This window comes from Micromonospora sp. SD19 (assembly GCF_054462275.1).
This window is the reverse complement of the sequence record NZ_JBTLMN010000005.1, coordinates 25,678-48,993: the sequence shown is the minus strand read 5'-3', so window position 1 is coordinate 48,993 and position 23,316 is coordinate 25,678. Positions and strand designations below refer to the sequence as shown.

The window sequence follows — 23,316 nt, the reverse complement described above, 5'->3', positions numbered from 1 at the left end:
GCCGACAATGGAGGACACGCTGCCGCGAAATGCGGCAACTCGGGGCGGGCAAGAGCCGTGCACGTCATGGGTCGTTCCTGAGACCGGGGCGCCGAGGCTGACGCCTTCGCGCAGGAAGCTGCACCCACTCTGACCTGCGCTGGTCGAGCCGGTCACCGAGCGACGCATCTTCGCAGTCACTCGCGCCCTCGGCGGCACGCCGCAACGGCCCGCAGTGGACGCCCTCCTGGCGGAGCTATGCGGCTCGGCCGGCGGCCCCCGTGGACAGCGCCGGCCGATCATCGCCTGATGTACGGCTGATCTTGGCCCCCAGAACGGCGAAAGGGTCGACCCGATTTCCGGATCAACCCGCTGACCTGCGTCGGGACGGCCGGATTCGAACCGACGACCCCTTGTTGCCAACAGTAACCGAACCAAGCTTGTCATTGCTTGCCGAAAGTGGTCGCTGAGCTGCGGAGACACCGCCAGGCGCTCATCACTCCCTGTCACCCTTCGTCAAGGATTGGGCGGGGGTTTCCGGGGGGGTAAACGGGGGTGCCACACAGAATCCCGCCAGGTCTGTTCGCCCCCGCTGGCCCTGCCGCCGTGTGGCGCCTGCCTCACGGCATGGGTGCTGACCGAATCTGTGGCAGCCCTTCCTCGGTCAGCGCAACCGTCAGCCGACTTCACCGACCCGACCACCGCCTGCCTGGTTTAGTGCGGTCAGCAGGTGCACCTGGGTCCCGGTCGGCCCACTGCCGCGCAGTGTCTTGCCGTCGACCGCGATCACTCGCCTGCCGGCCCCGGTCAGAACCGCCCGGCTGAGCAGCCAGCGGCACACCGCAGTATCGAGGGCGCCGGCGTCGATACCGGTCAGTACCCGGGACAGGGTGCTGTCGTCAGGCACCCGCCGGGCAACGGTAAACGCGTCGCGGGTTGCACCGAGACGATCCCACGCCGCGTCCGGCAGGTCGGCGGCCCATTCGACGATCTCCGCGACGCGGCTCGATCTCGAAACCACCGCCGCGATCGCGATCGCGAGCAGTCCCGGCAGCGAATGGATCCGGCCGCCGGCGTCCCGCGGGTCCGGAACCCGGGCGAGGGCCTGCGGCAACCCTGGCCTGTCCTGTTTCGGAAGCGGCGAGATGCGCCGCTACACCGATCGCGACTCCTGCGTGACAAGACGCCTTGATAAACAGCGTAAGTCCTGGCTACCAGAACGGCATTGATCGAGGTCTTGACTCTATGCGCCGCCCTGCTCATGATTTACTGCGGCGGTTCAACAGTGAGGGTCAATGTGATGACGCAGGTAGAGCCACCGGCAGGAGGCCCCACATCAGCCGCCACTCTCAGCGAGCTTGGAAAAAATGGCCGACTCGCGCATGCCGGTTCAGGCACGAGGAATTGGCTGACACGTGGGGCCCATCGGCGGGAACTGAGCATCGTGGGCCTCGGTTCAGTGCTCCTCGCTGTCGCGATGATCTGGCTGATTCCGCCGTACGCGCTTCGCGCGACGACTGCCGGCGCCAAGACTGCGCCGATCGCCGACCCGGCCCACACCATCGTCGGTGACGCGGGTGACCCGACGGCCCAAGCATGGCTGGTGGGATGGGGTGGCCACGCTCTCACCCACGGCCTGCGTGGCCTGTGGGATACCAACGCTTTCTATCCCGACAAGTACGGTCTGGCCCTGAACGACAGCCTGCTCGGCTATGCCCCGGCAGGGCTGATAGGCAGCGGTGTAGTCGGCGCCGTGCTGCGCTACAACATCCTGTTCGTGCTGGCTTTCGCGCTCGCCTTCCTCGGCGGCTACGCGCTCCTGCGCCAACTTGGCGCGAATCAGGTCGCCGCCGCGGTAGCCGGGGCTGCCCTCGCCTACGCGCCCTGGCGCTACGGCCACGCCGGCCATCTGAATATTCTCTCCACCGGTGGCATCACTCTGGCCCTGGCGATGCTGGCGCGCGGCCACGGACTCTCGTTCACCCGCGGCTACCTTCCCGAACGAGTCCGGCCGGGATGGGCGTTCGCTGGCTGGCTGGTCGCGGCCTGGCAGGTCAGCCTAGGCTTCGGCGTGGGGCTGGGATTCGTATACGTCCTCGCCGCCCTCTCCCTGATCACACTGACAGCCTGGCTGATCCACCGGCCACGCCTTGGCCTCCGGCTGATCGTCAGTGATCTGATCGGGGGGCTGGTCTTCACCGCGGTGACCGGATACTTCGCTTACGCGTACCAACAAGTCCGCGAGCTCAACCCAACTGTCACCCGGGACTGGGACTACGTCGCGTACTTCTCTCCGACACTGCGCGGACTTCTCGTGGCGCCGCAGTCCTCCCTGCCCTGGGGCACCCTGCACAACGACGCCCGCATCGCTCTTGGTGGGGCACCGACTGAGAAGGTGCTGCTGTGCGGGTACGCACTGTATCTACTGGCCTTCGCCGGCCTCTTCCTGTCCCGCTGGTCACCGACGCAACGGCTTCTGCTGCTGCTTGGGACGGTCGTCGGAGTGCTGCTCGCGCTGGGCACGAACGGGCCGATCTACCGCCTGCTCTATCTTTACGTGCCCGGGTTCGATGGATCCCGTACACCAGGCCGGTTGATCTTGTGGCCCACTCTCTGCCTGGCCATCCTCGCGGCCGGCCTGGTTACCCACCTGGCCGAGGTGGCTCGCAGGGGCGCCAAGCCGAAATGGTCGGTGGGAGAGGCACGGCTACTGACCGTTCCGTTGCTGGTCCTCGTGCTCGCTGAGGGCCTGCCTGACCTGGACCACCCCCAAACCCCAGCCAAACCGGCCGCGATGGCGCTAGCCTCCGCGCACGCCCCGATCATGGTATTGCCATCCAACGACGGCATCGACCTCCACGTCCTACTGTGGTCGACCGACGGTTTTCCCGCCATGGTCAACGGTGCGGCCAGCTACACCACACCCAACCGTCAGGCGATCCGCGACGTCATGACGACCTTCCCCAGCCAGCCGGCCTTGGATCAGTTGCACCAGCTCGGCATCCGCAGCGTCGTCCTGCTGCGCGACCGGGTCCAAGGCACCCCATACGAACCACTGCTCAACATCCCCGACGTACCCGGCATCACCCGCCACGACGTCGGGCCAGACGTGGTTTACACCATCGACACCAACACGAAGTGATGTTGGGCGTGCCCTCGCCGTGGGCTTCGGCCTGGCCGGCATCCAGGACGAAGACCTGATCCGTACCACCGGGACCCGGCGGGCGATCGAGGAGTGCTTCCAGGCGTCGATACGACGCTGGTACCGCCACATGACGCTCGCTCTGTGCGCCCACGCCTACCTCGCCGTCACCGCCGCCCACGCCAAAAACGGGGCGCCGAATCCAATCACGGCCTCATACCCCTCCCCTCGGCGAGGTCCGACGTCTCCTGGCACACCTGATCACCACCAACCGACCCGTCGACCACACAGATCGATGGCCATGAGGGCGACGCCGACACCAATACCGCGCCAAACCAGCCCACTACCAGCGAAGACTCCAACTCCACCAGGTACGGCTGGAGTACTACGGCAAGGACCAGGGGCCAACTGGCGGTCCTGCCGCAAATCGAAGGCTCATCCGGCCGCCCGATGCAGCGACAGCCGACGACGTCTGCAGCGCTTGACGCGCAATCAAGAGCAGACCTGCCGCTCCATCCAGGACGCAAATGAAGCGGCAGGTCAGAGCGTTGTGCAGCAGGCACGTCAACGGCCAACCATCCACGCCGTTACCGCCAACAAAGATCATCCGTCACCGGATGTTATCGCCGACACCTGGAAGGATCTCCATCCTTTCAGGTCACTCGGTCGGGACGGCCGGATTCGAACCGACGACCCCTTATTGCCGTCCGTAACCAAATCGAGCTTGTCGTTGATTGTCAAAAATAGGCGTTGAGCTGCACATACACGATCAAACACCGACCGCTTTCTTGTCACTGATTGTCATCGGCAGACGGAGGTTTTCGGGGGGGGTGAACGGGGGCCCGGCAGACATGACAGTGGTGGGTCCCACCGCGCCTCGCTCCCCCACCATCGGGGACGTGCCGTCACCAGGAAACAGCGTGCGCCTGTCCGATGCGTGCCAAGGACTCGTGGAGTGTCGAGTCGTATCGCACTGCCCGCAGCCCGCTGCACGACTACTCGATCGAACGCCGTCATGCCCCATGGGTGACGTCCGCCGACGTCCAGGCGCTGAACCAGGTCGCGGCGGCAGTGGTATCCCAACAACCCGGACTACCGGATGTGGCGAACGGATCTGCCACGACGGAACCACCCACCGCACTGCTGGAGATCACCTCAATCGGGCCACGAAACGACTGGTTCTTCCCACCCCGGAATCGGTGGAACGGCTTCTGCTCGCCTTAGCCCTGCACGGGCACCAAGTCGGCGCAAGCGTCGCCACCGAGGCAGGGGTGCCCGCCTGGAACGGCTCGGGACGGTGGAGCGGCCCGATCCAGGCCCCGGCCGGATCGCATCACCCGGTGACTTTGACGGTCGAGTCACTCACCGTCGCCGTCACCACGGCCCGTCGCCTCGACGCTCGCTGCCACGAGAGCAGGCATGACGGGGTGAACGGCAACTACAGGACCCGTTCGAGCACGAGACCCGCCGCACCGACCCGCGCTGCGACGGGGCAAGACGCAGCATGTGACAGGCCCAGCTATGCACACGTAGCGCGCGTCTGTTCATAGGAACAGGCTGGTGCTGTGAAGCGACGTTGAGGATGGGAAAATAGGAGGGCGCAGTAGCCTCAGGTAGCGCGGATCGGGAGGGAACTGAGAGTGGATGTGAACGTGCCGGAGTCGATGACGCCTTGGCTCCGGGGTCAGACCGATGAGGCAGCGCTTGAGCAGGTGTCGCAGGAACTGACGGTCGGTGATGTGGCGTCACTTGTCGGCGTTACCGTGCGGACCTTGCATCATTGGGATGCAGTGGGTCTGGTTCAGCCCCGAGGCCGCACGCCGGGAGGGTATCGGGCATATTCAGCCGTAGACGTAGGGCGCATCCATCGAGTGCTCGTCTACCAGGAACTCGGGTTCGCCCTGACGAAGATTGCCGCGCTTCTAGACGATCCCGCTGTGGACGAGACGGAACAGCTTCAGCAGCAACGGCGACTGCTCGAAGAGCGGATCACGAGGCTTCGGCAGATGGCTGACGCCGTCGATCAGGTCTTGGCATCGAGCACGGCGGGAGCCACGCTCACCGCGCAGCAGCAGGCGGAGATCTTCGGTCAGGGCTGGCGTGAGGATTGGGCGGAAGAAGCACGCGAACGCTGGGGAGACTCCGACGAGTGGGCGCAGTTCGAGCGGAACGCGGCGGTGTTCTCGGAGGACGACCGGAGACGGATGCAGGCCAATGGTGATGCCCTGTATTCGGAACTCGCGGCAGCGAAACGCTCTGGTGTCGCACCCGGCAGCGATGAGGCCAACGACCTAGCGGAGCAGCATCGAGAGATGATCGGTCAACTCTTCGCCTGCACCCATTCGATGCAGGTGTGCCTCGGACAGCGCTACGTCCAGGACGCACGATTCAGCGCCTACTTCGACGCGCGAGAACCAGAGCTTTCCTCGTGGCTTTCCGAAGTCATCGATGCAAACGCGCTGCGCCACGGCGTCGATCCTGCCAACGCTCGGTGGGAGTAGGCGCGCGCCCTCCCGCATCTTGACCCCGACGTCGCGTGAGGGCCCACGCTTCTGCGCATGGAGGCAGCGACGATTGCAAGCGAGACGCGTGAACCGGCGACGGTGCAGGCGATCGACAGCACACGCCACCCGGTCGTTCGGCGCATCGCCGACGTGCTGCGCAACCGCTCCGAGAGACCGAGCATCTTCGTCCTCGACGATCTGGAGAACATCGAGCAGGCCATCGCCTGCGGGGTCGAGGTGGACACCCTGTACCTCTCGGCCTCCGCCGACCCTTCTACGTTCGCCGGCATCGACGCAGACGTGCCGCGCTACGTCCTTGACGACAGTGTGGCGCGAACGCTGTTCGGGGAGCAGAAGCGTTCGCGCGCCTTTGCGCTGGCGCGTGCACCGAGACGTCCCAGACTCCGCGACCTGATCGGAACGACGGGTGACATCATCATCCTCGACGGGGTGCGGATCGTCGGCAACATCGGAGCGATCACGCGGACGGCCTGCGCGCTCGCCGCGGCGGGCATCGTGCTGGTCGACAGCGGCCTGCGCACGATATGGGATCGCCGCCTGATCCGCGCCAGTCGCGGATTGGTGTTCGCGACCCCTGTCGTGCTCGCGACTCGCGCGGAATGCGCCGAGTTCATTCGGCAGGAGGGGCTCGTGCTCGCCGCGCTCTCGGCCGATGCTGTCGAACCGCTGAGCTCGATCCGCACGGCGCGAGAACGTCTCGCGCTCGCGATGGGCAGTGAGCGCGAGGGAGTGTCGCGTGAACTGGATGCGCTGACCACATACCGATACTCGATCCCTATGGCTTCGAACGTGGAGTCCTTGAACGTCTCGGTCACCGCAGGTATCGCCCTCTTCGAGCACAGAACCGGGGAGCACCAGGACTCCCGATTGCGCGAGGTCGGTGGTCGTCTGTGACGGGTCGATGGTCCTTGAGAGCAGTGATCGCGGCTCACCAGGATGTCAGCGACCTCCCGCTCAGGACTCCGGGGTCAAGGCAGCACATTCCCGAACCCAGCCCGTCCCCGCCCGCATGAGCAAACTAGTCGAAGAGGCCCAGCTCCCGATGGTGGGCGCGAGCCCTCGCATCCCCAAGCCGCACGATGACGCGGTAGTCGGCTTTCGGGATGCTCACACAGGATGCTCTCCGCTGTCGTCGTCATGTTGCGCGCCGCCCTGTCGCTCAGCTCCGGCGCGTGAGCACGGCGATCCGCGAACTCGTGTCATGGGGATTGGTCCGCACGATCCCACAGCCGGGCAGTCGTCGCTTCCTCGTCGAAGCGGCCGACGGATTCGAGCAGCTCCTCGCCGCCAGCCATCAGCGCACTCGTACCTTCACCCGCACGCTGCGTGCTGCCGAGGAACTCACCGAGAACGCTCAAGCGGCGGACCGCCCTCGCGACATCACGGACCTGTTCACGTCCTACGTCGACGCCGGCGAACAAGTCCTCCGCCAACGTCCGCAACGGCACACGAACACACAGGGAAGCTCATGCTGATCTTCATCACCGCCGCCGTTCTTCTCCTCATCGTCGGGGGCGTCGCCTTCGCTGCCCGGCGGACGATGCATCCTCCCGTCCCGCGCCCGGCAACCGGCAAGATCACCGTCGCGGCGATCGGCGACAGCAACACCTATGGCGCAGGTGTGCTGCTCAAGGGCCGCAACAGATGGTCCTATCCGGCCCAGCTCGCCCAGATGCTCGGCGACCGGTACCAGGTGCTCAACTACGGACTGAATCGGCGCACACTTCAGCGCAACGGTGATTGGCCCTATGCCGCGAACCGATTCGCCGAGGCGTCTCTAGGAGCGCGCGCCGACATCGTCCTCATCATGCTGGGAACGAATGACGCACGAGGCGACAATTGGAACGCGAAGGCGTACGAGTCGGAACTCGCCGACTTCGCCGCCCGCTACAGCGCCGACGGCACGTCGACCGTCTACCTCCTGACGCCGCCGGTCGCGTTCTCCAATCGCCGCGCCGTTTCCGAACGCATCGTCGCGGAAGAGGTCGCGCCGATCGTGCGTCGCGTCGCCGAGCAGCACAGCCTCCCGCTCATCGACATCTTCGATGTCACCGAACGAGGCGTCACAACTCACCGCGACGGCATCCACCTTGACGCCGCCGCAAGCAGACTCGTCGCGGAAACGATCGCGGCTACCATCGGTCCCGAACAGGACCGCACGAGCGGATGACTCATCAAGCCTCCCGAGAAATGGTGCGTATGCCTGCTTGGTTGTTCACCCTGCTCGCCGCCGCGTTCGTGCTCTACACCGACGACTACGTGATCGCCGGAGTCCTGCCCGAACTCGCCGCCGATCTGGAAGTCAACGAAGGCCAGGCCGGGCAACTGATCACCGTGTTTTCCCTGAGCGTCGCCATCGCAGCACCGGTCACAGCCGTCGTCCTCGCGGACGTGCCTCGCCGAAGACTGTTCACGACCGCGTTACTGGTCTTCATCGCCGCGAACATCGGCGCAGCGACCACGGAGTCGTTCGCGGTCTTGACGACGCTGCGCGTGGCTGCTGCGCTCGCGGCCGCGGCGATGACCCCGGCGCTGTTCGCGTTCACCGCACGCCACGCACCACCGCAGAAGGTTGGCAGGTACATCGCCATCGTCTCGCTCGGCGTCACCGGATCGATCGCCGCCGGGGTGCCGTTCGGCACCTGGATCGGCGGCACCCTCGGATGGAGAGCCACCTTCGCGACGATGGCCCTCGCCGGTACTCTCGTCCTCATCCTCTTGCTCGATACCCTGCCCCGCTGCGAGGAAACCGACGGCGCGCCACGGCTGGCCGATCAGTTCCGCATCCTGCTGCGGGCTCAGATCTCACTCGGATTGCTGGCGAACTGCCTGCTCATGACCGGCTCGATGATGATGCTCACCTACCTCGCCCCATATCTGTCCGCGACCACGACAGCAGGCATTGAGCAACGCGCACTCGCATTCAGCCTCTCCGGAATCGCAGGCATCGCGGGCATCTGGCTCGGTGGAATCGCCACCGACCGCCTCGGCGCAGACCGAACCCTGTTGATCGGTATCGGTACGATCGTCGCCGCGATGGTCGTGCTCTGGGTGCTCTGGACAGCCAGGCCCGCTCCACTGCCGCTCGTGCTGGTCACGGCGACGCTGTGGGGCGGTATGGCGTTCTGGAACTCGCCAGCAATCCAAGCCCGCCTGCACCACCTCGCCGGTCCTGTCTCCGGGCAAGCCTTGGCGCTGAACACTTCCGGCACTTACCTCGGGGTATCCATCGGAGCCGCGACAGGAGGCACCATCCTCACCACCGCCGGAGTGAGCGCCCTCCCGCTCACGGCAGCAGGCTTCGCGATCGCTGCACTTCTTGTGCTCACCCTCGCCCGCAGCGCTACTCGAATCCCCGCGACTGGCTGATCGTGAGCAAGCCACCTCGTGCGCGAACGACAGCCGCCACCCGTCAAACGCGCAGACCGCTGGTTGACGACCTCGAAGCCACCGAGACGGCGGCGTTCACCAAGCCGATCCGGGCGCTCAGGCAGTGGAACCCAGGCGTCAAGAATCCCTATTGCCGCGAGAATCCGCACGGTTCCGACTCGTAGCCCATGAAGTCCCCCTCCCGCAACACCACGACGGTTGCGTCGGCCTCACGTCCCTTCGTCTGGTAAAGGTTCATCAGCTGGACCTCGCGCGGGTTGAGCGACCTGCGGGAACTGAGTGCGCTTCACCTGCACTGGCTGTCCGCATACGACCCCGAGCAGAACGGCTCCGCGCCGCCGGGCTGGCATCGCGACTTCGCTGACACCCGGCAGCGGCTCCGTGACCGGGTCGCGGCCTCGGGGACCCGGCGCCCCGGCACAGACCCGACCGGCCGGCTGCGGGGCATCGCCGACACCCTCGCCTCGGCGTTCGCCATCCACACCGGCCGCAACCGGCTCACCCACCGCGCCCGAATGCCCGCCCCGGTGGCCGTCCTCGCCGCCCGCCGCCTCGGACCCGGATTCCTCATCTCCGCACCGGAACTCGCCGCCCTCGCCGCCCTGCCGCAGGACCTCGCCGTGCCCGGCCTTGACCGGGCGCGGGCCGCGTCCATGCCGGCACCGGTCGCCGTCCCCGGCGGCGGGCGTGGGGTGAAGATGCTCGGCGACGCCGCAATCGGTGGCCACAGTGTCGGGCTGTCGGTGGTGGACGCGAGGTATCACCTGCATGTGATCGGTTCCACGGGCTCCGGCAAGACCACCCTGCTGGTCAACATGGCCCTCGACGACATCAAGGCAGGCCGCGGCACCGTCGTCATCGACCCGCACGGCGACCTCGTCCTGGACATCCTCGACCGGCTCCCCGCAGGCATCGCCGACCGCGTCGTGCTCTTCGACCCCGACCAGGACAACCCGCCGACGCTGAACCCCCTCGAAGGCGACGACCCCGACCTGGTCGTCGACAACCTCGTGTCGATCTTCGGGAACATCTTCGCCAAGGCGTGGGGGCCGCGGATGGACGACGTCATGCGAGTGGCCTGCCTGACTCTGCTGCGCCACAACAACGTCACCCTGCAGCACATCCCCCCGCTGCTCAACAGCCCCCAATTCCGCTCGGCGATGACGGTGGACCTCGACGACCCGGCCGGGCTCAGCGGCTTCTGGCAGTGGTACGACAGCCTCAACGACAGCCTCCGCTCGCAGGTCATCGGACCGGTCCTCGCCCGGCTGCGCGCGTTCCTACTGCGCGATTTCGTCAAACGCACCATGCGCTACCCGAAGTCGAGCTTCGACATGGGCCGCGTCCTCGACGGCGGAGTGCTGCTCATCCGCATCCCCAAGGGCGTGCTCGGCGAGGACACCAGCCGGCTGCTCGATGCTGCTGCGCGAGGTGATGACCCCGACGCCGCTGCGCGAGGAGTGGAGCGAGGACACACGGTGGTGCTATCCGGGGATCCCCGCATAGGTCGTGGTGGCGTGGCTGCGAAAGAACTGGCGGGTATGCAGTACCTGTTGGCACGAGACCCTGGCCTCGGCCCTGGGTCCTCCACGGGTAAGGCCGGGAACGGTAGGCCGAATCGGCCGGAGAGCAATGACCTCCGAGATGCGCGCGGAACACTGCCTCCGGCCGTTCAGGTCGGCGTGGCCTTCCGATGTCAGATCCGGGTCATGGTGGAGGCGTATCCGCCTCCACCGGGGTAGGTCCATGCGCCGGTAACCGTGGTGTCGTCGGCGCTGAACGTGCCCTCGTAGTAGGCGGGACCGCCCTTCGCGCCAGCCCAGATGGTCAGCTTGTCGCCGACGAGTTCGTAGACGTAGTCGAAAGTGTTGCCGGCCGCGTCGTAGAACCGCGACACCACGTCCGCACCGACCGGCTCGCCGAACGGGTGTAGGTGTCCGATGACCTCCAAGCCGGTGACCGGCTGCCCGAACTGGCTGAGTTCCACGTGCTGGAGCAGGAAGAACCGGCCGGCCATCCACTCGTACCGCACGGTTCCCTCGGCGCCGCCGGTCACCGACCAGGTGCCGACCAGACGGTCCAGGGCCTGCAGTTCGACGCTCGGCTCGGTGTTCTCAGACATCGTGTCCTCCTTGGTGGATGCTTGCCGGTACCTCGAAGGCGGCACCCACGCTTTGACACCCACTGGGCGTAACTCAGGTCACATCGTGGTCGTGTCGGAATCCCCGGATCGGCCACGAGGTAGCGGCAGGAACTCACCAAGGAGGAAGTCATGGCCCCCGTCGCCGCCACCGTTCCCGCCGTCCGCCGCTCGTCTGACCGGCTGCTCCTCGCCGGCGCCCTTGCCGGGCCGGTCTTCTTCGCCTCGGCCGTGACGCAGATGCTCACTCGTGAGGGCTACAACATCACGCGGCACCCGATCAGCCAGCTCGCCACCGGTAGCCTCGGCTGGATCCAGATCACCACGTTCGTGCTCGCCGGTCTCGGCGGCCTGGCGCTCGCCGCCGGTATCCGGCGCACGCTCACCGAGGGAACCGGCCGGCGTGTGCTGCCGATCTTCGTCGGGATCTTCGGTGCCGGTCTCGTCGCGGCCGGCGTGTTCACCATGGATCCGGAGCGCGGCTTCCCGGTCGGGACCCCCGACGGGCCGGTCGACCAGATGTCCTGGCACAGCATCGCGCATTCGGCCGCGGCCGCCATCGCCTTCACCGCACTGGCCATCGCCGCCATCGTGCTGACCGTCCGCCACGTCCGTCGTCGGGCCGCGTTGCCGGCGGTGCTGAACGGCGTCGCCGCGCTCATCCTGCTGCTGCCCATGTCGCCGAGCCACATGAGCATCCAGATCGCCGTGAACGGCCTGGTCGCCTTCACCTGGACGACGGTCCTCGCCCTCTCCCTGCACCGTTCGTCCTGACCGGCGTAACGTGATCTCCCGCGCAACAACAAGGATGACCATGAAGTATCTGCTGCTCAGCTACACGCCGGCCGCCGCCTGGGACGCCGCGACCGCCGACACCCCGTCCAAGGAGGCGCTGGCCGCGTTCGCCGCGTACCAGCAGTTCGAACAGGAACTGATCAAGACCGGCGAGTTCGTCAGCAGCGAGGGTCTTGGCCACCCGGCCATCAGCACGACGGTCCGCAAGAGCCCGGCCGGCGTGGTGGCGACCGACGGGCCATTCATCGAGCTCAAGGAGGTCCTGGCCAGCTTCGCGGTGATCGACGTGGCCAGCCAGGAACGCGCCGTCGAGATCGTCTCGAGGATGGTCGAGGTGCTGGGAGAACCAGTGGAGATCCGGCCGATCATGGGCACGGACTTCGCGGCATGACCGATTCAGCTGAATGCTGCCATCCGGAAGCGACAAACCGGGAGGGCACAAGAACGGCAGACCCGGCGTGACGCCGGACGTCGAGCACCTGCTGCGCACGGAGGCGCCGCAGGTGCTCGGCGCGTTGGTGCGGCGCTTCGGCCACTTCGACATCGCCGAGGATGCGGTACAGGAAGCACTGCTCGTCGCGAGCCGGACGTGGCCGACCAACGGCGTGCCGGAGAACCCGCGCAGCTGGCTGATCCGGATCGGCTACCGGCGAATGGTCGATCTGCTCCGCACCGACCAGGCCCGACGCCGGCGCGAGCAGCACGCGGGCATGACCGAGCTGGCGATGCAGGACCCGGCCCGCCAGGCGCACCCTCCGCTGGAGACCGACGACAGTCTCACGCTCCTGCTGCTGTGCTGCCATCCTGCGCTGAGCCCCAGCTCCCAGGTGGCGCTCACTCTGCGCGCGGTCGGCGGCCTGACGACCGCGGAGATCGCACACGCCCACGGGACGACCGAGAGCACCATGGGTGCGCGGATCAGCCGCGCCAAGCAGCAACTGGCCCGTGCCGGCGCCCGCTTCACCCCGCCCACCGACGCCGATCGGGACAGTCGGATGAACGCCGTGATGCAGGTGCTGTACCTGATCTTCAATGAGGGCTACACGGCCTCCACCGGCGACGAGCTCGCCCGCATCGACCTGACCCGCGAAGCGATCCGGCTGACCCGCATGCTCCGCGACTCCCTGCCGGACGACCCCGAGGTGATCGGCCTGCTCGCACTGATGCTGCTCACCGAGTCGCGGCGCACTGCCCGTACCGACGGCGACGAGCTGGTGCGGCTCGACGAGCAGGATCGGACACAGTGGAATACCGCCCTGATCCGCGAGGGCACGGAACTGATCGACAGCGTCTGGCACCGACGCGAGATCGGCACGTACCAGTTACAGGCGGCGATCGCCGCCGTGCATGCCGCGACCACGTCGCCGGAACAGACGGACTGGCCACAGATCGCGGCACTGTACCTGTGGCTCGAAAGGCTCAACCCGACCGCGCCGGTACGTCTGAGCCGGGTGGTCGCGGTCGCCCACGCCTACGGGCCGGCCCGAGGACTGGCGCTGCTCGACGACCTCAACCGGCGCTACCAGCTCGATCAGGAACCCCTGACCCGACAACGGGAACGCGCCGTGCGCGCCCACCTGCTCGAGATGACCGGCAACCCGAGCAGCGCGGCGGCACGGTACCGCGAAGCAGCGGCCCTGACAGAGAACCAGGTCGAACGGCGATACCTCCTCGGCCGAGCCCACCGCCTCGGCTGACCGGTCATCGACCCCGGGCTGCGACGGTGGGAAACATCGGCAACCCTCTCCCCGCCACCTCCGCAACGGCCGCCGGAAATGCCGGCGTCCGGGAAGCGACGTTCACCGACACAGTGTCTGCAACGTCCATGCCACCGGCAGACAATCGCGGGGCGGATGGTCGCCCTACCCCGGTTCGCCGTCGGCATGATCATGGCCCGCAAGCTCGTCGCCGCCGACAACCCCCACGACGCGATCTTCGCTTCCCGGCGCGGCACCTGTCTGTCGCCCAACAACGTCCGCCGCCAGTGGCGTGAGGCCCGCGCCGACACCGACCTCGCCTGGGTCACCCCCCACACCTTCCGCAAGACCGTCGCCACCCTCATCAAAAAGAGACCGACACGAAAAGCGCCGCGGCACAGCTCGGACACTCCAGCGAGGAGGTCACCGCCACGTACTACATCGCCAAACCCGCCCAAGCCCCGGACGTCTCGGACATCCTCGAGCGACTCGGCACCGACCGCAGGCGCCGCCCCACACCCGCACTGCCCAACGATGCGCAGGGATGACGAACCTGGTTCCCGACCCCGGTAAATGGGGGGTTTCGGGGGGGCGGTTCAAAACCCCATAGACAAACTTAAAGCCCTGACCAGCATTTCCGCTGGTCAGGGCTTCTTGTCTGTCGGGACGGCCGGATTCGAACCGACGACCCCTTGACCCCCAGTCAAGTGCGCTACCAAGCTGCGCCACGTCCCGCCCCCGCGTGGTTTCCCCCGCGGCAGCCGGTACAGCTTAGCGCAGCGGTTGCGGGTCCCCCACACAGGCCCCACCAGTGTTGCGGGGCAGGCGAACCACCCCACAACCCCTAAAGCTTCCTAGGAGGGTGGGGTGGTGGGTGGGCAGGAAAATGCCGGATGGCGGGAGGCCATCCGGCATTTTTCAGGGAGAACTGGAAGGGGTCAGCCGTGCGCCTTGCCTCGGCCGCCGGGGCCGAGCTTCTTGCGCGGGCGGACCGAGATCTCGATCGGGCTGCCCTCGTACCCGAATTCCTCGCGGAGCTTGCGCTCGACGAACCGCTGGTAGCCGGCGTCCAGCGGGCCGGTGGTGAAGAGCACGAACCGTGGCGGGGCCACACCGGCCTGCGTCGCGAACAGGATCCGCGGTGCCCGTCCACCACGCACCGGGTGGGGGGTGGCCTGCACCAGCGCGGTCAGCCACTGGTTGAGGTGCGCGGTCGGTACGCGGGTTTCCCAGCTGGCCAACGCCTTGTTCAGGGCGGGGGCCAGCTTGTCGACGGCACGGCCGGTCATCGCCGACAGGTTCAACCGGATCGCCCAGGGGATGCGGCGCAACTCCCGGTCGATCTCCTTGTCCAGGTAGTACCGACGGTCGGCGTCGACCAGGTCCCACTTGTTGAACGCGATGACCAACGCCCGGCCCGACTCGGTCACCATCGACAGGATCCGCTGGTCCTGCTCGCTGATGGGTTCGCTGGAGTCCAGCAGTACCACGGCCACCTCGGCGGCCTCGATCGCGCCGGCGGTACGCAGGCTGGCGTAGTACTCGGTGCCGCTGGCCTTGCCGACCCGCTTGCGCAGCCCGGCGGTGTCCACCAGTTGCCAGGTCTGACCGCCGATCTCGACCAGGCTGTCCACCGGGTCCACAGTGGTGCCGGCCACCGAGTCGACGACCGCCCGCTCCTCACCGGAGAACCGGTTGAGCAGGCTGGACTTGCCCACGTTCGGCCGACCGACCAGCGCCACCCGGCGCGGCCCCCGCGGACGGTTCTCCACGATCGCCGGTGCCTCCGGCAGCGCGGCGAGGATGGCGTCCAGCAGGTCGCCGGAGCCGCGCCCGTGCAGCGCGGACACCGGGAACGGCTCACCGAGACCCAGCGACCACAGCGAGGTGGCCTCCATCTCGATGGAGTTGTTGTCGGCCTTGTTGGCCACCAGGATCACCGGCTTGGCGCTGCGCCGCAGCATCTTCACCGCGGCCTCGTCGACGTCGGTGGAGCCCACCATCGCGTCGACCACGAAGAGCACCACGTCGGCGGTGACGACAGCCGTCTCGGCCTGCGCCGCGATGGCCGCCGCACGGTCCTTGGCGTCCGGCTCCCAACCGCCGGTGTCCACCACCGTGAACGCCCGGCCGTTCCACTGCGCGTCGTACGGGACCCGGTCGCGGGTCACGCCGGGAACGTCCTCGACGACCGCCTGCCGGCGGCCGATGATCCGGTTGACCAGCGTCGACTTACCCACGTTGGGACGGCCGACCACGGCCACCACCGGCTGCGGGCCGCTCGGCTCCTCGACGGCGACGTCGGGCTCCCGCAGCTCCACCCAGGAACCCTCGCTCATGCCACTCCTCCGCTTCGCTCCGGAGCGCCATGAGGCACAACCACGCCGAGCCCGATGATTCGCTCGCTCCGCTCGCTCATGCCACTCCTCCGCTTCGCTCCGGAGCGCCATGAGGCACAACCACGCCGAGCCCGATGATTCGCTCGCTCCGCTCGCTCATGCCACTCCTCCGCTTCGCTCCGGAGCGCCATGAGGCACAACCACGCCGAGCCCGATGATTCGCTCGCTCCGCTCGCTCATGCCACGCCCCGCTCGGTGAGCAGGTCGCGCATCCGCGCCACGACCTCGTCGATGCCCAGCTCGGTGGTGTCCAGCACCACCGCGTCGGGCGCCTGGGCCAGCGGGTTGACCTTGCGGGTCGAGTCGAGGCGGTCCCGCCGCGCCAGGTCGGCGGCCGTGGCCGCCACGTCGGCGGCGTCCTCGGCGCTGCGCCGGGCCGCACGGGCCGCCTCGGACGCGGTCAGGAAGACCTTCAGGTCGGCGTCCGGGGCCACGACCGAGCCGATGTCGCGGCCCTCGACCACCATCCGACCGGCGTTGGCGATCATCTCGCGCTGCCGGCCGACGAGCAGCTCACGAACAGCCGGTACGGCGGCGACGGCGGAGACCGCTCCGGTCACCTCGGCGCCACGGATCTCCGCGTCCACGCCGACCCCGTCGACGGTCACGCCGTACCCCTGCGGGTCGGTGCCGATGCGCAGGTCGACCTCGCCGGCGACCTTCGCCACCGACGCGGCGTCGGTGAGGTCCACGCCGGAGCGCAGCACGGCCCACGTGATCGCCCGGTACATCGCCCCGGTGTCCAGGTAGCGCGCACCGAGGGCGGCGGCGAGCCGCCGCGACACGGTTGACTTCCCCGAACCGGACGGCCCATCCACAGCGACCACACATCGCCCGAACCGTACGTTTTCCTCCACCGTGTCCTCCTCAGCCCGTACCTCACGGATCGCCCGGTGAGCTGGCGCCGCAAGCGGTTGTTCAATCGTCATCAATCATGCCCGGGTCGTCTGGCGAACCCGCGCGCGACGCCGCCGGAGCGACCCACGCCACCCGGGCGACCGCGTCTTGGCCGTCGGTGGAGCCTACCGGCTGCCGTACCCCGAACTCGGGGGTCAGTCACCCACCGCGTGGAACAGGGCCGCGACCTCCGCGTTGGTCAGGCGCCGCAGACGCCCGGTGCGCAGGTCGCCCAACCGGATCGGACCGATGGAGGTACGCACCAGACGGGTGACCGGGTGCCCGACCTCGTCCATCAACCGCCGGACGATGTGCTTGCGCCCTTCGTGCAGGCTCAGCTCCACCTGGGCGCTCTTGCCCAGGGTGCCGACCACCTTGAACGAGTCGACAGTGACCGGCCCGTCCTCCAGCTCGACGCCCGCGAGGAGCCGCTTGCTCAGGTTGCGCGGGATCGGGCCGACCACCTCGGCGAGGTAGGTCTTCAGCACCTGGTACGAGGGGTGCATGAGCTTGTGCGCGAGGGTGCCGTCGTTGGTGAGCAGCAGCAGGCCCTCGCTGTCCGCGTCGAGCCGCCCGACGTGGTACACCCGCTGGTCCAGCCGCCTGCCGATGAAGTCGGCCAGCTCGTTGCGGCCCTTGTCGTCCGCCATGGTGGTGACCACCCCGCGCGGCTTGTTCATCGCCACGTAGACCAGTCGGGTGTCGACCTGGAGGCGCTCTCCGTCGACGTGGATCACGGCCTTGGCCGGGTCGACCTTGTCGCCGAGCTTGGCGACCCGCCCGTCCACCGTGACCCGGCGGCGGAAGATCAGGTCTTCGCAGGCGCGCCGGGAACCCACGCCGGCGGCGGCGAGCACCTTCTGCAGGCGCTCAGCCCCCTCGAACACGGGGGCGTCGGGTTTGGGGACACGGTTATCGGGTCGCATCAGCAAGCTCTTCTACGTCGTCGGGCAGGAAGGGTGCGAGGGGCGGCAGCTCGTCGACGGTGTTCAGCCCGAGCTTCTCCAGGAACAACGTGGTGGTCCGGTAGAGGAACGCCCCGCTGTCCTGTTCGGTGCCGCACTCCTCGACGAGGCCACGGGTGACCAGCGTACGGATGACCCCGTCGCAGTTCACACCCCGGATGGCTGAGATTCGCGAACGGGTCACCGGCTGCTTGTAGGCGACCACGGCGAGCGTCTCCAGCGCCGCCTGGGTCAGCCGCACGGACTGCCCGTCCAGCACGAACCGCTCAACGTACGTAGCGTATTCCGGCCGGGTGTACAGCCGCCACCCGCCGGCCGCCCGGCGCAGCTCGAACCCGTGCCCGGCCGTGGTGTAGCCGGCGGCGATCTCGTCGAGCATCGGCCCGACCCGCTCGGCGGGCTGGTCCAGCACCTGGGCCAGCACCAGCTCGCTGACCGGCTCGTCGACGACCAGCAGGATCGCCTCCAACGCGCCGCGCAGCTCGGCGTCGGACAGCTCGGGCGCGGGCTCCGGCGCGGCCGTCGCCCGCCGCCGCCCCGCCGACTGCCGCCGGGGTACGTCCCCCGCCGCGCCCGACTCCCCCGCCGTGTCCTCCGTCACCGCGCCGAGGTCCGGCGCCGTCAGGTCCACCTCGTTAGAGGCCCCGTCCGGGTCTGGCTCAGTCGGGCGCGGGTCGTCGGGGCCGCGCTCATGCGGATCGCCCGGCGCCGGGGCCGAGCCGACCGCATCCGACTCGCCAGGACCGGCGGCGGATTCGGCCTCGGGTCGGGGCTGTGCCGCTCCGGGTTCGTCGGTGTCCGCGGCCGGCTCGTCCGGCGGCGCGGGCGCGTCAGTGGCGGGCGGGCGCGGGCGGGCCCACGGGGGCACCCAGGCGGCGGCCTGGTCGGCCAGCGAGTCCCGGCGTTCCTCGTCACTCATCCCGCGCACCCTCCGTCGTCTCCGTCCCGTCCGGCCCGCCGGCCTCCCCCACCGACGCGGGCCCAACGCCCGCCGACTCAGGCGCGGCCAGCACCGGCGCGGGCCCACCCGGCGCAGGCGCAACCGCAATCCCGGCCGGCTCCGCGTCGTCCGCCGGGGTGCCGGCGTACTCGTCGACGTGCAGCTCGGTGTCGCCGTCGGCCGGGCCGGTCCAGCGCACTGTCAGCTCCTCCAGGGCCTGCTCCTGCACGAACGACACCAGGCCCTCCCGGTACAGCTCCAGCAGCGCGAGGAACCGGGCCACCACCTCGAGGGTGGCCTCGCAGTCGGCGCAGAGCAGCGAGAAGGTGGCCGTGCCGGCCCGGCGCAGTCGCGCGGTGAGGATGGCCGCGTGTTCCCGGACGCTGACCCGGACCATGTGCACGTGGGCGATGGACACCTCCGGCACCGGCTTCGGGGTCATCGCCTTCACGGCCAGCTTCAGCAGCCGCTGCGGGCCGATGCCGAGCACCAGGTCGGGCAACGCCTCGGCGTAGCGGGGTTCCAGGCTGACCGCGCGCGGATACCGTCGGCCGCCGACGGCCTCCAGCTCGGCGATGTGGGCCGCCGCCTCCTTGTACGCCTTGTACTGCAACAGTCGGGCGAAGAGCAGGTCCCGGGCTTCCAGCAGGGCGAGGTCGTCCTCGTCCTCGACCTCGGCGGCGGGCAACAGGCGGGCCGCCTTCAGGTCGAGCAGGGTCGCGGCGATGAGCAAAAACTCGCTGGCCTCGTCCAGGTCCCAGTTGTCGCCCATCGCCCTGATGTAGGCGATGAACTCGTCGGTGACCGTGTGCAGGGCCACCTCGGTGACGTCGAGCTTGTGCTTGCCGATCAGTTGCAGCAGCAGGTCGAACGGGCCGGTGAAGTTGGCCAGCCGCACCGTGAAGCCGGTGGCGGCCGGGTCGGCGGGCTGCCCACCGTCGACCACGGCCGCGGTGGCGGTCTCGGGTGGGTCGATGGGTGGCGCGGTCACCGGACGACCGTAGTCCACGAGGCGGGCACCGGGCGTTCCGGCTACCGCTCCGACTGGGCGGCGATCACCTCGCGGGCCAGCTGACGGTAGTTACGTGCCCCGGAGGATGCCGGGTCCATCGTCGTGATGGGGGCACCGGCCACGGTGGACTCGGGGAACTTCACCGTCTTGGTGATGACCGTCTGGTAGACCTTGTCGCCGAACGCCTCCACCACCCGCTGCAGGACCTGGCGGCAGTGCGTGGTGCGGCTGTCGTACATCGTGGCGAGGATGCCTTCGAGCTCCAGGTCGAAGTTGAGCCGCTCGCGCACCTTGTCGATGGTGTCCAGCAGCAGTGCCACACCGCGCAGGCTGAAGAACTCGCATTCGAGCGGGATGAGCACACCGTGCGCGACGGTCAGCGCGTTGATCGCCAGCAGGCCGAGCGACGGCTGGCAGTCGATCAGGATGTAGTCGTACTCCTTGCGGACGGTGCGCAGGACCCGGGCCAGGGCCATTTCCCGGGCGACCTCGTTGACGAGCTGGATCTCGGCGGCGGAGAGGTCGATGTTGGCCGGCAGCAGGTGCAGGCCCGCCACGTCGGTCTTGATCAGGACGTCCTCGGCGGTCACGTCGTCCTGCATGAGCAGGTTGTAGACGGACAGGTCGAGGTTGTGCGGGTTGACGCCCAGGCCCACCGAGAGGGCGCCCTGCGGGTCGAAGTCGACCAGCAGGACCTTGCGGCCGTATTCCGCGAGGGCCGCGCCCAGGTTGATGGTGGTGGTCGTCTTGCCGACGCCACCCTTCTGGTTGGCCATCGCGATGATGCGCGCGGGGCCGTGCCGGTCGGTCGGCATCGGCTCGGGGATGGGCTTGCGCATCGTGTAGGCAGCCGGGTCCGCAGGACCGAGATCCGCGCCGAGCGTGGCCTGCTGCTCGCGGAGCTCCGACGTCCAGGTCTCGGCACGGTCACCGTTGCCAGCCATGTGCTCGTTGCCCCCTCCCGACGACCCACCCGGCGTCGGAGCCGTCCGACGTCCTTCGCGGCGCCGCTGCGCACCCCGGTCGTGTCGCTCCAGGAGGTCCGCGCCGATGCCGACTGTACGCCACCGACCAGCAGGGGGTTCGGCACCGGCCCGGCGTGTCGGCGCCGACCGCGACCGGTTCAGCCCCGGGCGCGGGGATGGGCGGTGGCGTACACCTCGCGCAACCGCTCCACGGTGACCAACGTGTAGACCTGGGTGGTGGTCACCGAGGCGTGCCCGAGCAGTTCCTGGACCACCCGGACGTCGGCGCCGCCGTCGAGCAGGTGGGTGGCGTACGAGTGGCGCAGGGTGTGCGGGGAGACGGCGGCGGCCCCGTCGACGGGCAGCCCGGCCCGGTCGGCGGCGCGGCGCAGGATGCCCCAGGCGCCCTGGCGCGACAGCGCGCCGCCGCGGGCGTTGAGGAACACCGCTGGTGTTCCCCGGCCGGAGGCGGCCAGCGAGGGGCGGGCCCGGACCAGGTAGGCGCGGACCGCGTCGACGGCGTACCCGCCGATGGGCACCAGCCGTACCCGGCCGCCCTTGCCGCGCAGCAGCACCGTGCCCTCGTCGGTGTCGAGGTCGTCCACGGCGGCGCCGACCGCCTCGGAGATGCGCGCGCCGGTGCCGTACAGGAATTCCAGCAACGCCCGGTCGCGCAGCGCCAGGGGCGCGTCGTCGCCGGTCGCGGTGATCGGGCCGGCGGTCTCCAGCAGCCGGACCACGTCGTCGACCGGCAGTGCCCGGGGCAGCCGCCGCGGCGGCGTGGGCGGGCGGACGTCGCGGCTCGGATCGGCCCCGGTCAGGCCCTCACGCAGCGCGAAGCGGTGCAGGCCGCGGACCGCGCTGGCGGCGCGGGCGGCGGAGGAGACAGCGAGGGGCGGGTGCGCGTCGTCGCCGGCCCGCAGCCGCGCCAGGTGCGTCTCGACGAGGCCGGCGCCGACCGACGCGAGGTCGGTGACGCCGGCGTCGACCAGGGTGGCGAGATAACGGTCCAGATCCCGCCGGTACGAGGCGAGCGTGTTCGCGGAGAGGCCACGTTCGACGGTCAGGTGGTCGAGGTAGCCGCGAACGGCACGGCGCAGCGCCGGCGTGGGTGCCGTGCCCACGCCGGCGCCGGCTAAGTCGTCGGTCAGTGCCATGCTCCTCGGCTCGCTACCGCTCGGCCGCCACCGTTCAGGCCAGCGCGTCGGCCAGCGGCAGCACGTCCATGCCGTGCGCCTCGGCGACCGGGCCGTAGGTGACCTGACCGGCGTGGGTGTTCAGGCCCAGGGCCAGCGCCGGGTCGTTGCGCAGCGCCTCGCGCCAGCCCTGGTTGGCCAGCTCCAGGGCGTACGGCAGGGTGACGTTGGTCAGCGCGTAGGTGCTGGTGTTCGGCACCGCGCCGGGCATGTTCGCGACGCAGTAGAAGATCGACTCGTGCACCTTGTAGACCGGGTCGGCGTGCGTGGTGGGGCGCGAGTCCTCGAAGCAGCCACCCTGGTCGATGGCGATGTCGACAAGCACGCTGCCCGGCTTCATCCGGGACACCAGCTCGTTGGAGATCAACGTCGGGGCCTTCGCGCCGGGCACCAGCACCGCGCCGATGACCAGGTCGGCGTCGAGCACGGCCCGCTCCACCTCGTACGCGTTGGACGCGACGGTCTGCAGGTGGCCCCGGTAGATCGCGTCGGCCTGCCGCAGCCGGGCGACGTTCTTGTCCAGCAGCAGCACCTCGGACTGCAGGCCCAGCGCGATGGCGGCGGCGTTCATGCCGGAGACGCCGGCGCCGATGACGACGGTCTTGGCCGCGTACACGCCGGAGACACCGCCGGGCAGCACACCGCGCCCACCGCCGGTGCGCATCATGTAGAAGGCGCCCACCTGCGGGGCGAGCCGGCCGGCGACCTCGGACATCGGGGCGAGCAACGGCAGCGACCGGTCGGGCAGCTCGACGGTCTCGTACGCGATGCCGGTGACCTTGCGGTCGATCAGCGCGTCGGTGCACTCCTTGGAGGCGGCCAGGTGCAGGTAGGTGAAGAGCACCTGCCCCTCGCGCATCCGGTGGTACTCCTCGGCGATCGGCTCCTTGACCTTGAGCACCAGCTCGGCGGTCTCCCAGACCTCGTCGGCGGTGGCGAGGATCTTCGCGCCGGCGGCGGCGAACTCCTCGTCGGTGATGCTGGAGCCAACCCCGGCGCCGGACTCGACGAAGACCTGGTGGCCGCTGCGGGTGAACTCGTTGACGCCCGCTGGCGTGATCGCCACGCGGTACTCGTGGTTCTTGACCTCGCGTGGGATTCCGACCTTCACGATGCAGACACCTCTCTTCGGGGCTGCTCTCCCCCGACTGCTCGGTGCCGCGGCGGCCCCTTTGCCACCGCGGTACACCGGTCCCGCGGCGGCAGTCTAGGCGCGCCCGACGCCGCCGAGAGCCAGCACAGTGGCATCCGGTGCGCGGGTGTCCTGACGAAGT

Annotated in this window: 20 protein-coding genes, 1 tRNA gene and 1 pseudogene; 11 read left to right on the top strand and 11 right to left on the bottom strand. The window is 68.9% G+C overall.

Annotated features, from left to right (window positions below; genetic code table 11):
- Positions 1 to 655: 655 nt before the first annotated feature.
- Entirely contained in the window at positions 656 to 1,093 is a 438-nt protein-coding gene (locus ACX27O_RS18185; RefSeq protein ID WP_458939775.1) for a transposase family protein, read from the bottom strand.
- Between the two features lie 363 nt (positions 1,094 to 1,456).
- Between ACX27O_RS18185 and ACX27O_RS18180 the strand changes: the two genes are divergently transcribed.
- The 7 genes and pseudogenes from ACX27O_RS18180 to ACX27O_RS18150 all read left to right on the top strand — a co-directional run.
- Positions 1,457 to 3,121, top strand: coding sequence for a hypothetical protein (locus tag ACX27O_RS18180; RefSeq protein WP_458939774.1), 1,665 nt, complete (start codon positions 1,457 to 1,459; stop codon positions 3,119 to 3,121).
- A gap of 1,640 nt (positions 3,122 to 4,761) precedes the next feature.
- Entirely contained in the window at positions 4,762 to 5,622 is an 861-nt protein-coding gene (locus tag ACX27O_RS18175) for a MerR family transcriptional regulator (RefSeq protein ID WP_209444534.1), read from the top strand.
- Between the two features lie 57 nt (positions 5,623 to 5,679).
- Positions 5,680 to 6,540: a TrmH family RNA methyltransferase gene (locus tag ACX27O_RS18170; RefSeq protein WP_458939773.1), complete on the top strand. Its 861-nt coding sequence runs from the start codon at positions 5,680 to 5,682 to the stop codon at positions 6,538 to 6,540.
- Between the two features lie 278 nt (positions 6,541 to 6,818).
- A complete protein-coding gene (locus ACX27O_RS18165) occupies positions 6,819 to 7,121 on the top strand; it encodes a hypothetical protein (protein ID WP_358127126.1) in 303 nt (100 codons plus the stop codon).
- Positions 7,115 to 7,816, top strand: a complete 702-nt coding sequence (locus ACX27O_RS18160) for a GDSL-type esterase/lipase family protein (RefSeq protein WP_030331011.1) — start codon at positions 7,115 to 7,117, stop codon at positions 7,814 to 7,816. The genes ACX27O_RS18165 and ACX27O_RS18160 overlap by 7 nt, the downstream gene beginning before the upstream one ends.
- Before the next feature lie 41 nt (positions 7,817 to 7,857).
- The gene (locus ACX27O_RS18155; RefSeq protein WP_209444536.1) at positions 7,858 to 9,015 is read left to right on the top strand and encodes an MFS transporter; all 1,158 of its coding nucleotides are present in this window, start codon (positions 7,858 to 7,860) and stop codon (positions 9,013 to 9,015) included.
- Between the two features lie 416 nt (positions 9,016 to 9,431).
- Positions 9,432 to 10,451, top strand: a pseudogene (locus ACX27O_RS18150) (type IV secretory system conjugative DNA transfer family protein); the annotation flags it as partial.
- 281 nt (positions 10,452 to 10,732) lie between these two features.
- On the opposite strand, the gene ACX27O_RS18145 reads toward ACX27O_RS18150, so the two are convergent.
- Positions 10,733 to 11,158 (bottom strand): hypothetical protein, encoded by a 426-nt coding sequence (locus ACX27O_RS18145; RefSeq protein ID WP_030331017.1) that lies wholly within the window; start codon positions 11,156 to 11,158, stop codon positions 10,733 to 10,735.
- 150 nt (positions 11,159 to 11,308) lie between these two features.
- Here ACX27O_RS18145 and ACX27O_RS18140 point away from each other — a divergent pair, with 150 nt between their 5' ends.
- The 4 genes from ACX27O_RS18140 to ACX27O_RS18125 all read left to right on the top strand — a co-directional run bounded on the left by ACX27O_RS18140 (position 11,309) and on the right by ACX27O_RS18125 (position 14,241).
- A complete protein-coding gene (locus ACX27O_RS18140) occupies positions 11,309 to 11,950 on the top strand; it encodes a DUF998 domain-containing protein (protein WP_030331020.1) in 642 nt (213 codons plus the stop codon).
- 40 nt (positions 11,951 to 11,990) lie between these two features.
- Positions 11,991 to 12,362 (top strand): YciI family protein, encoded by a 372-nt coding sequence (locus ACX27O_RS18135; protein WP_030331021.1) that lies wholly within the window; start codon positions 11,991 to 11,993, stop codon positions 12,360 to 12,362.
- A 67-nt stretch (positions 12,363 to 12,429) separates the two neighbouring features.
- Positions 12,430 to 13,668, top strand: a complete 1,239-nt coding sequence (locus tag ACX27O_RS18130; RefSeq protein WP_210864601.1) for an RNA polymerase sigma factor — start codon at positions 12,430 to 12,432, stop codon at positions 13,666 to 13,668.
- A 78-nt stretch (positions 13,669 to 13,746) separates the two neighbouring features.
- Positions 13,747 to 14,241: a tyrosine-type recombinase/integrase gene (locus ACX27O_RS18125; RefSeq protein ID WP_458939772.1), complete on the top strand. Its 495-nt coding sequence runs from the start codon at positions 13,747 to 13,749 to the stop codon at positions 14,239 to 14,241.
- Positions 14,242 to 14,329: 88 nt separating this feature from the next.
- On the opposite strand, the gene ACX27O_RS18120 is transcribed toward ACX27O_RS18125, so the two are convergent.
- The 9 genes from ACX27O_RS18120 to ald all read right to left on the bottom strand — a co-directional run bounded on the left by ACX27O_RS18120 (position 14,330) and on the right by ald (position 23,153).
- Positions 14,330 to 14,403: transfer RNA gene (locus tag ACX27O_RS18120), tRNA-Pro, on the bottom strand.
- 203 nt (positions 14,404 to 14,606) lie between these two features.
- Positions 14,607 to 16,007, bottom strand: coding sequence for a ribosome biogenesis GTPase Der (gene der / locus ACX27O_RS18115; protein WP_030334870.1), 1,401 nt, complete (start codon positions 16,005 to 16,007; stop codon positions 14,607 to 14,609).
- A gap of 236 nt (positions 16,008 to 16,243) precedes the next feature.
- Positions 16,244 to 16,924 carry a (d)CMP kinase gene (cmk, locus tag ACX27O_RS18110; RefSeq protein ID WP_030334872.1) on the bottom strand — a complete coding sequence of 227 codons (681 nt, stop codon included), beginning with the start codon at positions 16,922 to 16,924 and terminating at the stop codon, positions 16,244 to 16,246.
- 195 nt (positions 16,925 to 17,119) lie between these two features.
- The gene (locus ACX27O_RS18105; RefSeq protein WP_030334874.1) at positions 17,120 to 17,890 is read right to left on the bottom strand and encodes a pseudouridine synthase; all 771 of its coding nucleotides are present in this window, start codon (positions 17,888 to 17,890) and stop codon (positions 17,120 to 17,122) included.
- A complete protein-coding gene (scpB, locus tag ACX27O_RS18100) occupies positions 17,877 to 18,848 on the bottom strand; it encodes an SMC-Scp complex subunit ScpB (RefSeq protein WP_458939771.1) in 972 nt (323 codons plus the stop codon). The genes ACX27O_RS18105 and scpB overlap by 14 nt, the downstream gene beginning before the upstream one ends.
- The gene (locus ACX27O_RS18095) at positions 18,841 to 19,860 is read right to left on the bottom strand and encodes a segregation and condensation protein A (protein ID WP_458939770.1); all 1,020 of its coding nucleotides are present in this window, start codon (positions 19,858 to 19,860) and stop codon (positions 18,841 to 18,843) included. Before ACX27O_RS18095 ends, scpB begins: the two co-directional genes overlap by 8 nt.
- Before the next feature lie 41 nt (positions 19,861 to 19,901).
- Positions 19,902 to 20,825 (bottom strand): ParA family protein, encoded by a 924-nt coding sequence (locus tag ACX27O_RS18090; RefSeq protein ID WP_030334877.1) that lies wholly within the window; start codon positions 20,823 to 20,825, stop codon positions 19,902 to 19,904.
- A 179-nt stretch (positions 20,826 to 21,004) separates the two neighbouring features.
- Entirely contained in the window at positions 21,005 to 22,003 is a 999-nt protein-coding gene (locus ACX27O_RS18085) for a site-specific tyrosine recombinase XerD (RefSeq protein WP_458939769.1), read from the bottom strand.
- A gap of 34 nt (positions 22,004 to 22,037) precedes the next feature.
- A complete protein-coding gene (gene ald, locus ACX27O_RS18080; protein ID WP_030334880.1) occupies positions 22,038 to 23,153 on the bottom strand; it encodes an alanine dehydrogenase in 1,116 nt (371 codons plus the stop codon).
- Positions 23,154 to 23,316: the final 163 nt, after the last annotated feature.

Bases quoted from the DNA above. Each gene is read 5' to 3' on its own strand.
- der (WP_030334870.1), bottom strand. From the start codon at position 16,007: ATGAGCGAGGGTTCCTGGGTGGAGCTGCGGGAGCCCGACGTCGCCGTC.
- ACX27O_RS18090 (WP_030334877.1), bottom strand. From the start codon at position 20,825: ATGGCTGGCAACGGTGACCGTGCCGAGACCTGGACGTCGGAGCTCCGC.
- ACX27O_RS18140 (WP_030331020.1), top strand. From the start codon at position 11,309: ATGGCCCCCGTCGCCGCCACCGTTCCCGCCGTCCGCCGCTCGTCTGAC.
- ACX27O_RS18145 (WP_030331017.1), bottom strand. From the start codon at position 11,158: ATGTCTGAGAACACCGAGCCGAGCGTCGAACTGCAGGCCCTGGACCGT.
- ACX27O_RS18180 (WP_458939774.1), top strand. From the start codon at position 1,457: ATGATCTGGCTGATTCCGCCGTACGCGCTTCGCGCGACGACTGCCGGC.
- ACX27O_RS18135 (WP_030331021.1), top strand. From the start codon at position 11,991: ATGAAGTATCTGCTGCTCAGCTACACGCCGGCCGCCGCCTGGGACGCC.
- ACX27O_RS18105 (WP_030334874.1), bottom strand. From the start codon at position 17,890: ATGCGACCCGATAACCGTGTCCCCAAACCCGACGCCCCCGTGTTCGAG.
- ACX27O_RS18170 (WP_458939773.1), top strand. From the start codon at position 5,680: ATGGAGGCAGCGACGATTGCAAGCGAGACGCGTGAACCGGCGACGGTG.
- ACX27O_RS18085 (WP_458939769.1), bottom strand. From the start codon at position 22,003: ATGGCACTGACCGACGACTTAGCCGGCGCCGGCGTGGGCACGGCACCC.
- scpB (WP_458939771.1), bottom strand. From the start codon at position 18,848: ATGAGTGACGAGGAACGCCGGGACTCGCTGGCCGACCAGGCCGCCGCC.
- ACX27O_RS18125 (WP_458939772.1), top strand. From the start codon at position 13,747: ATGCCGGCGTCCGGGAAGCGACGTTCACCGACACAGTGTCTGCAACGT.
- ACX27O_RS18160 (WP_030331011.1), top strand. From the start codon at position 7,115: ATGCTGATCTTCATCACCGCCGCCGTTCTTCTCCTCATCGTCGGGGGC.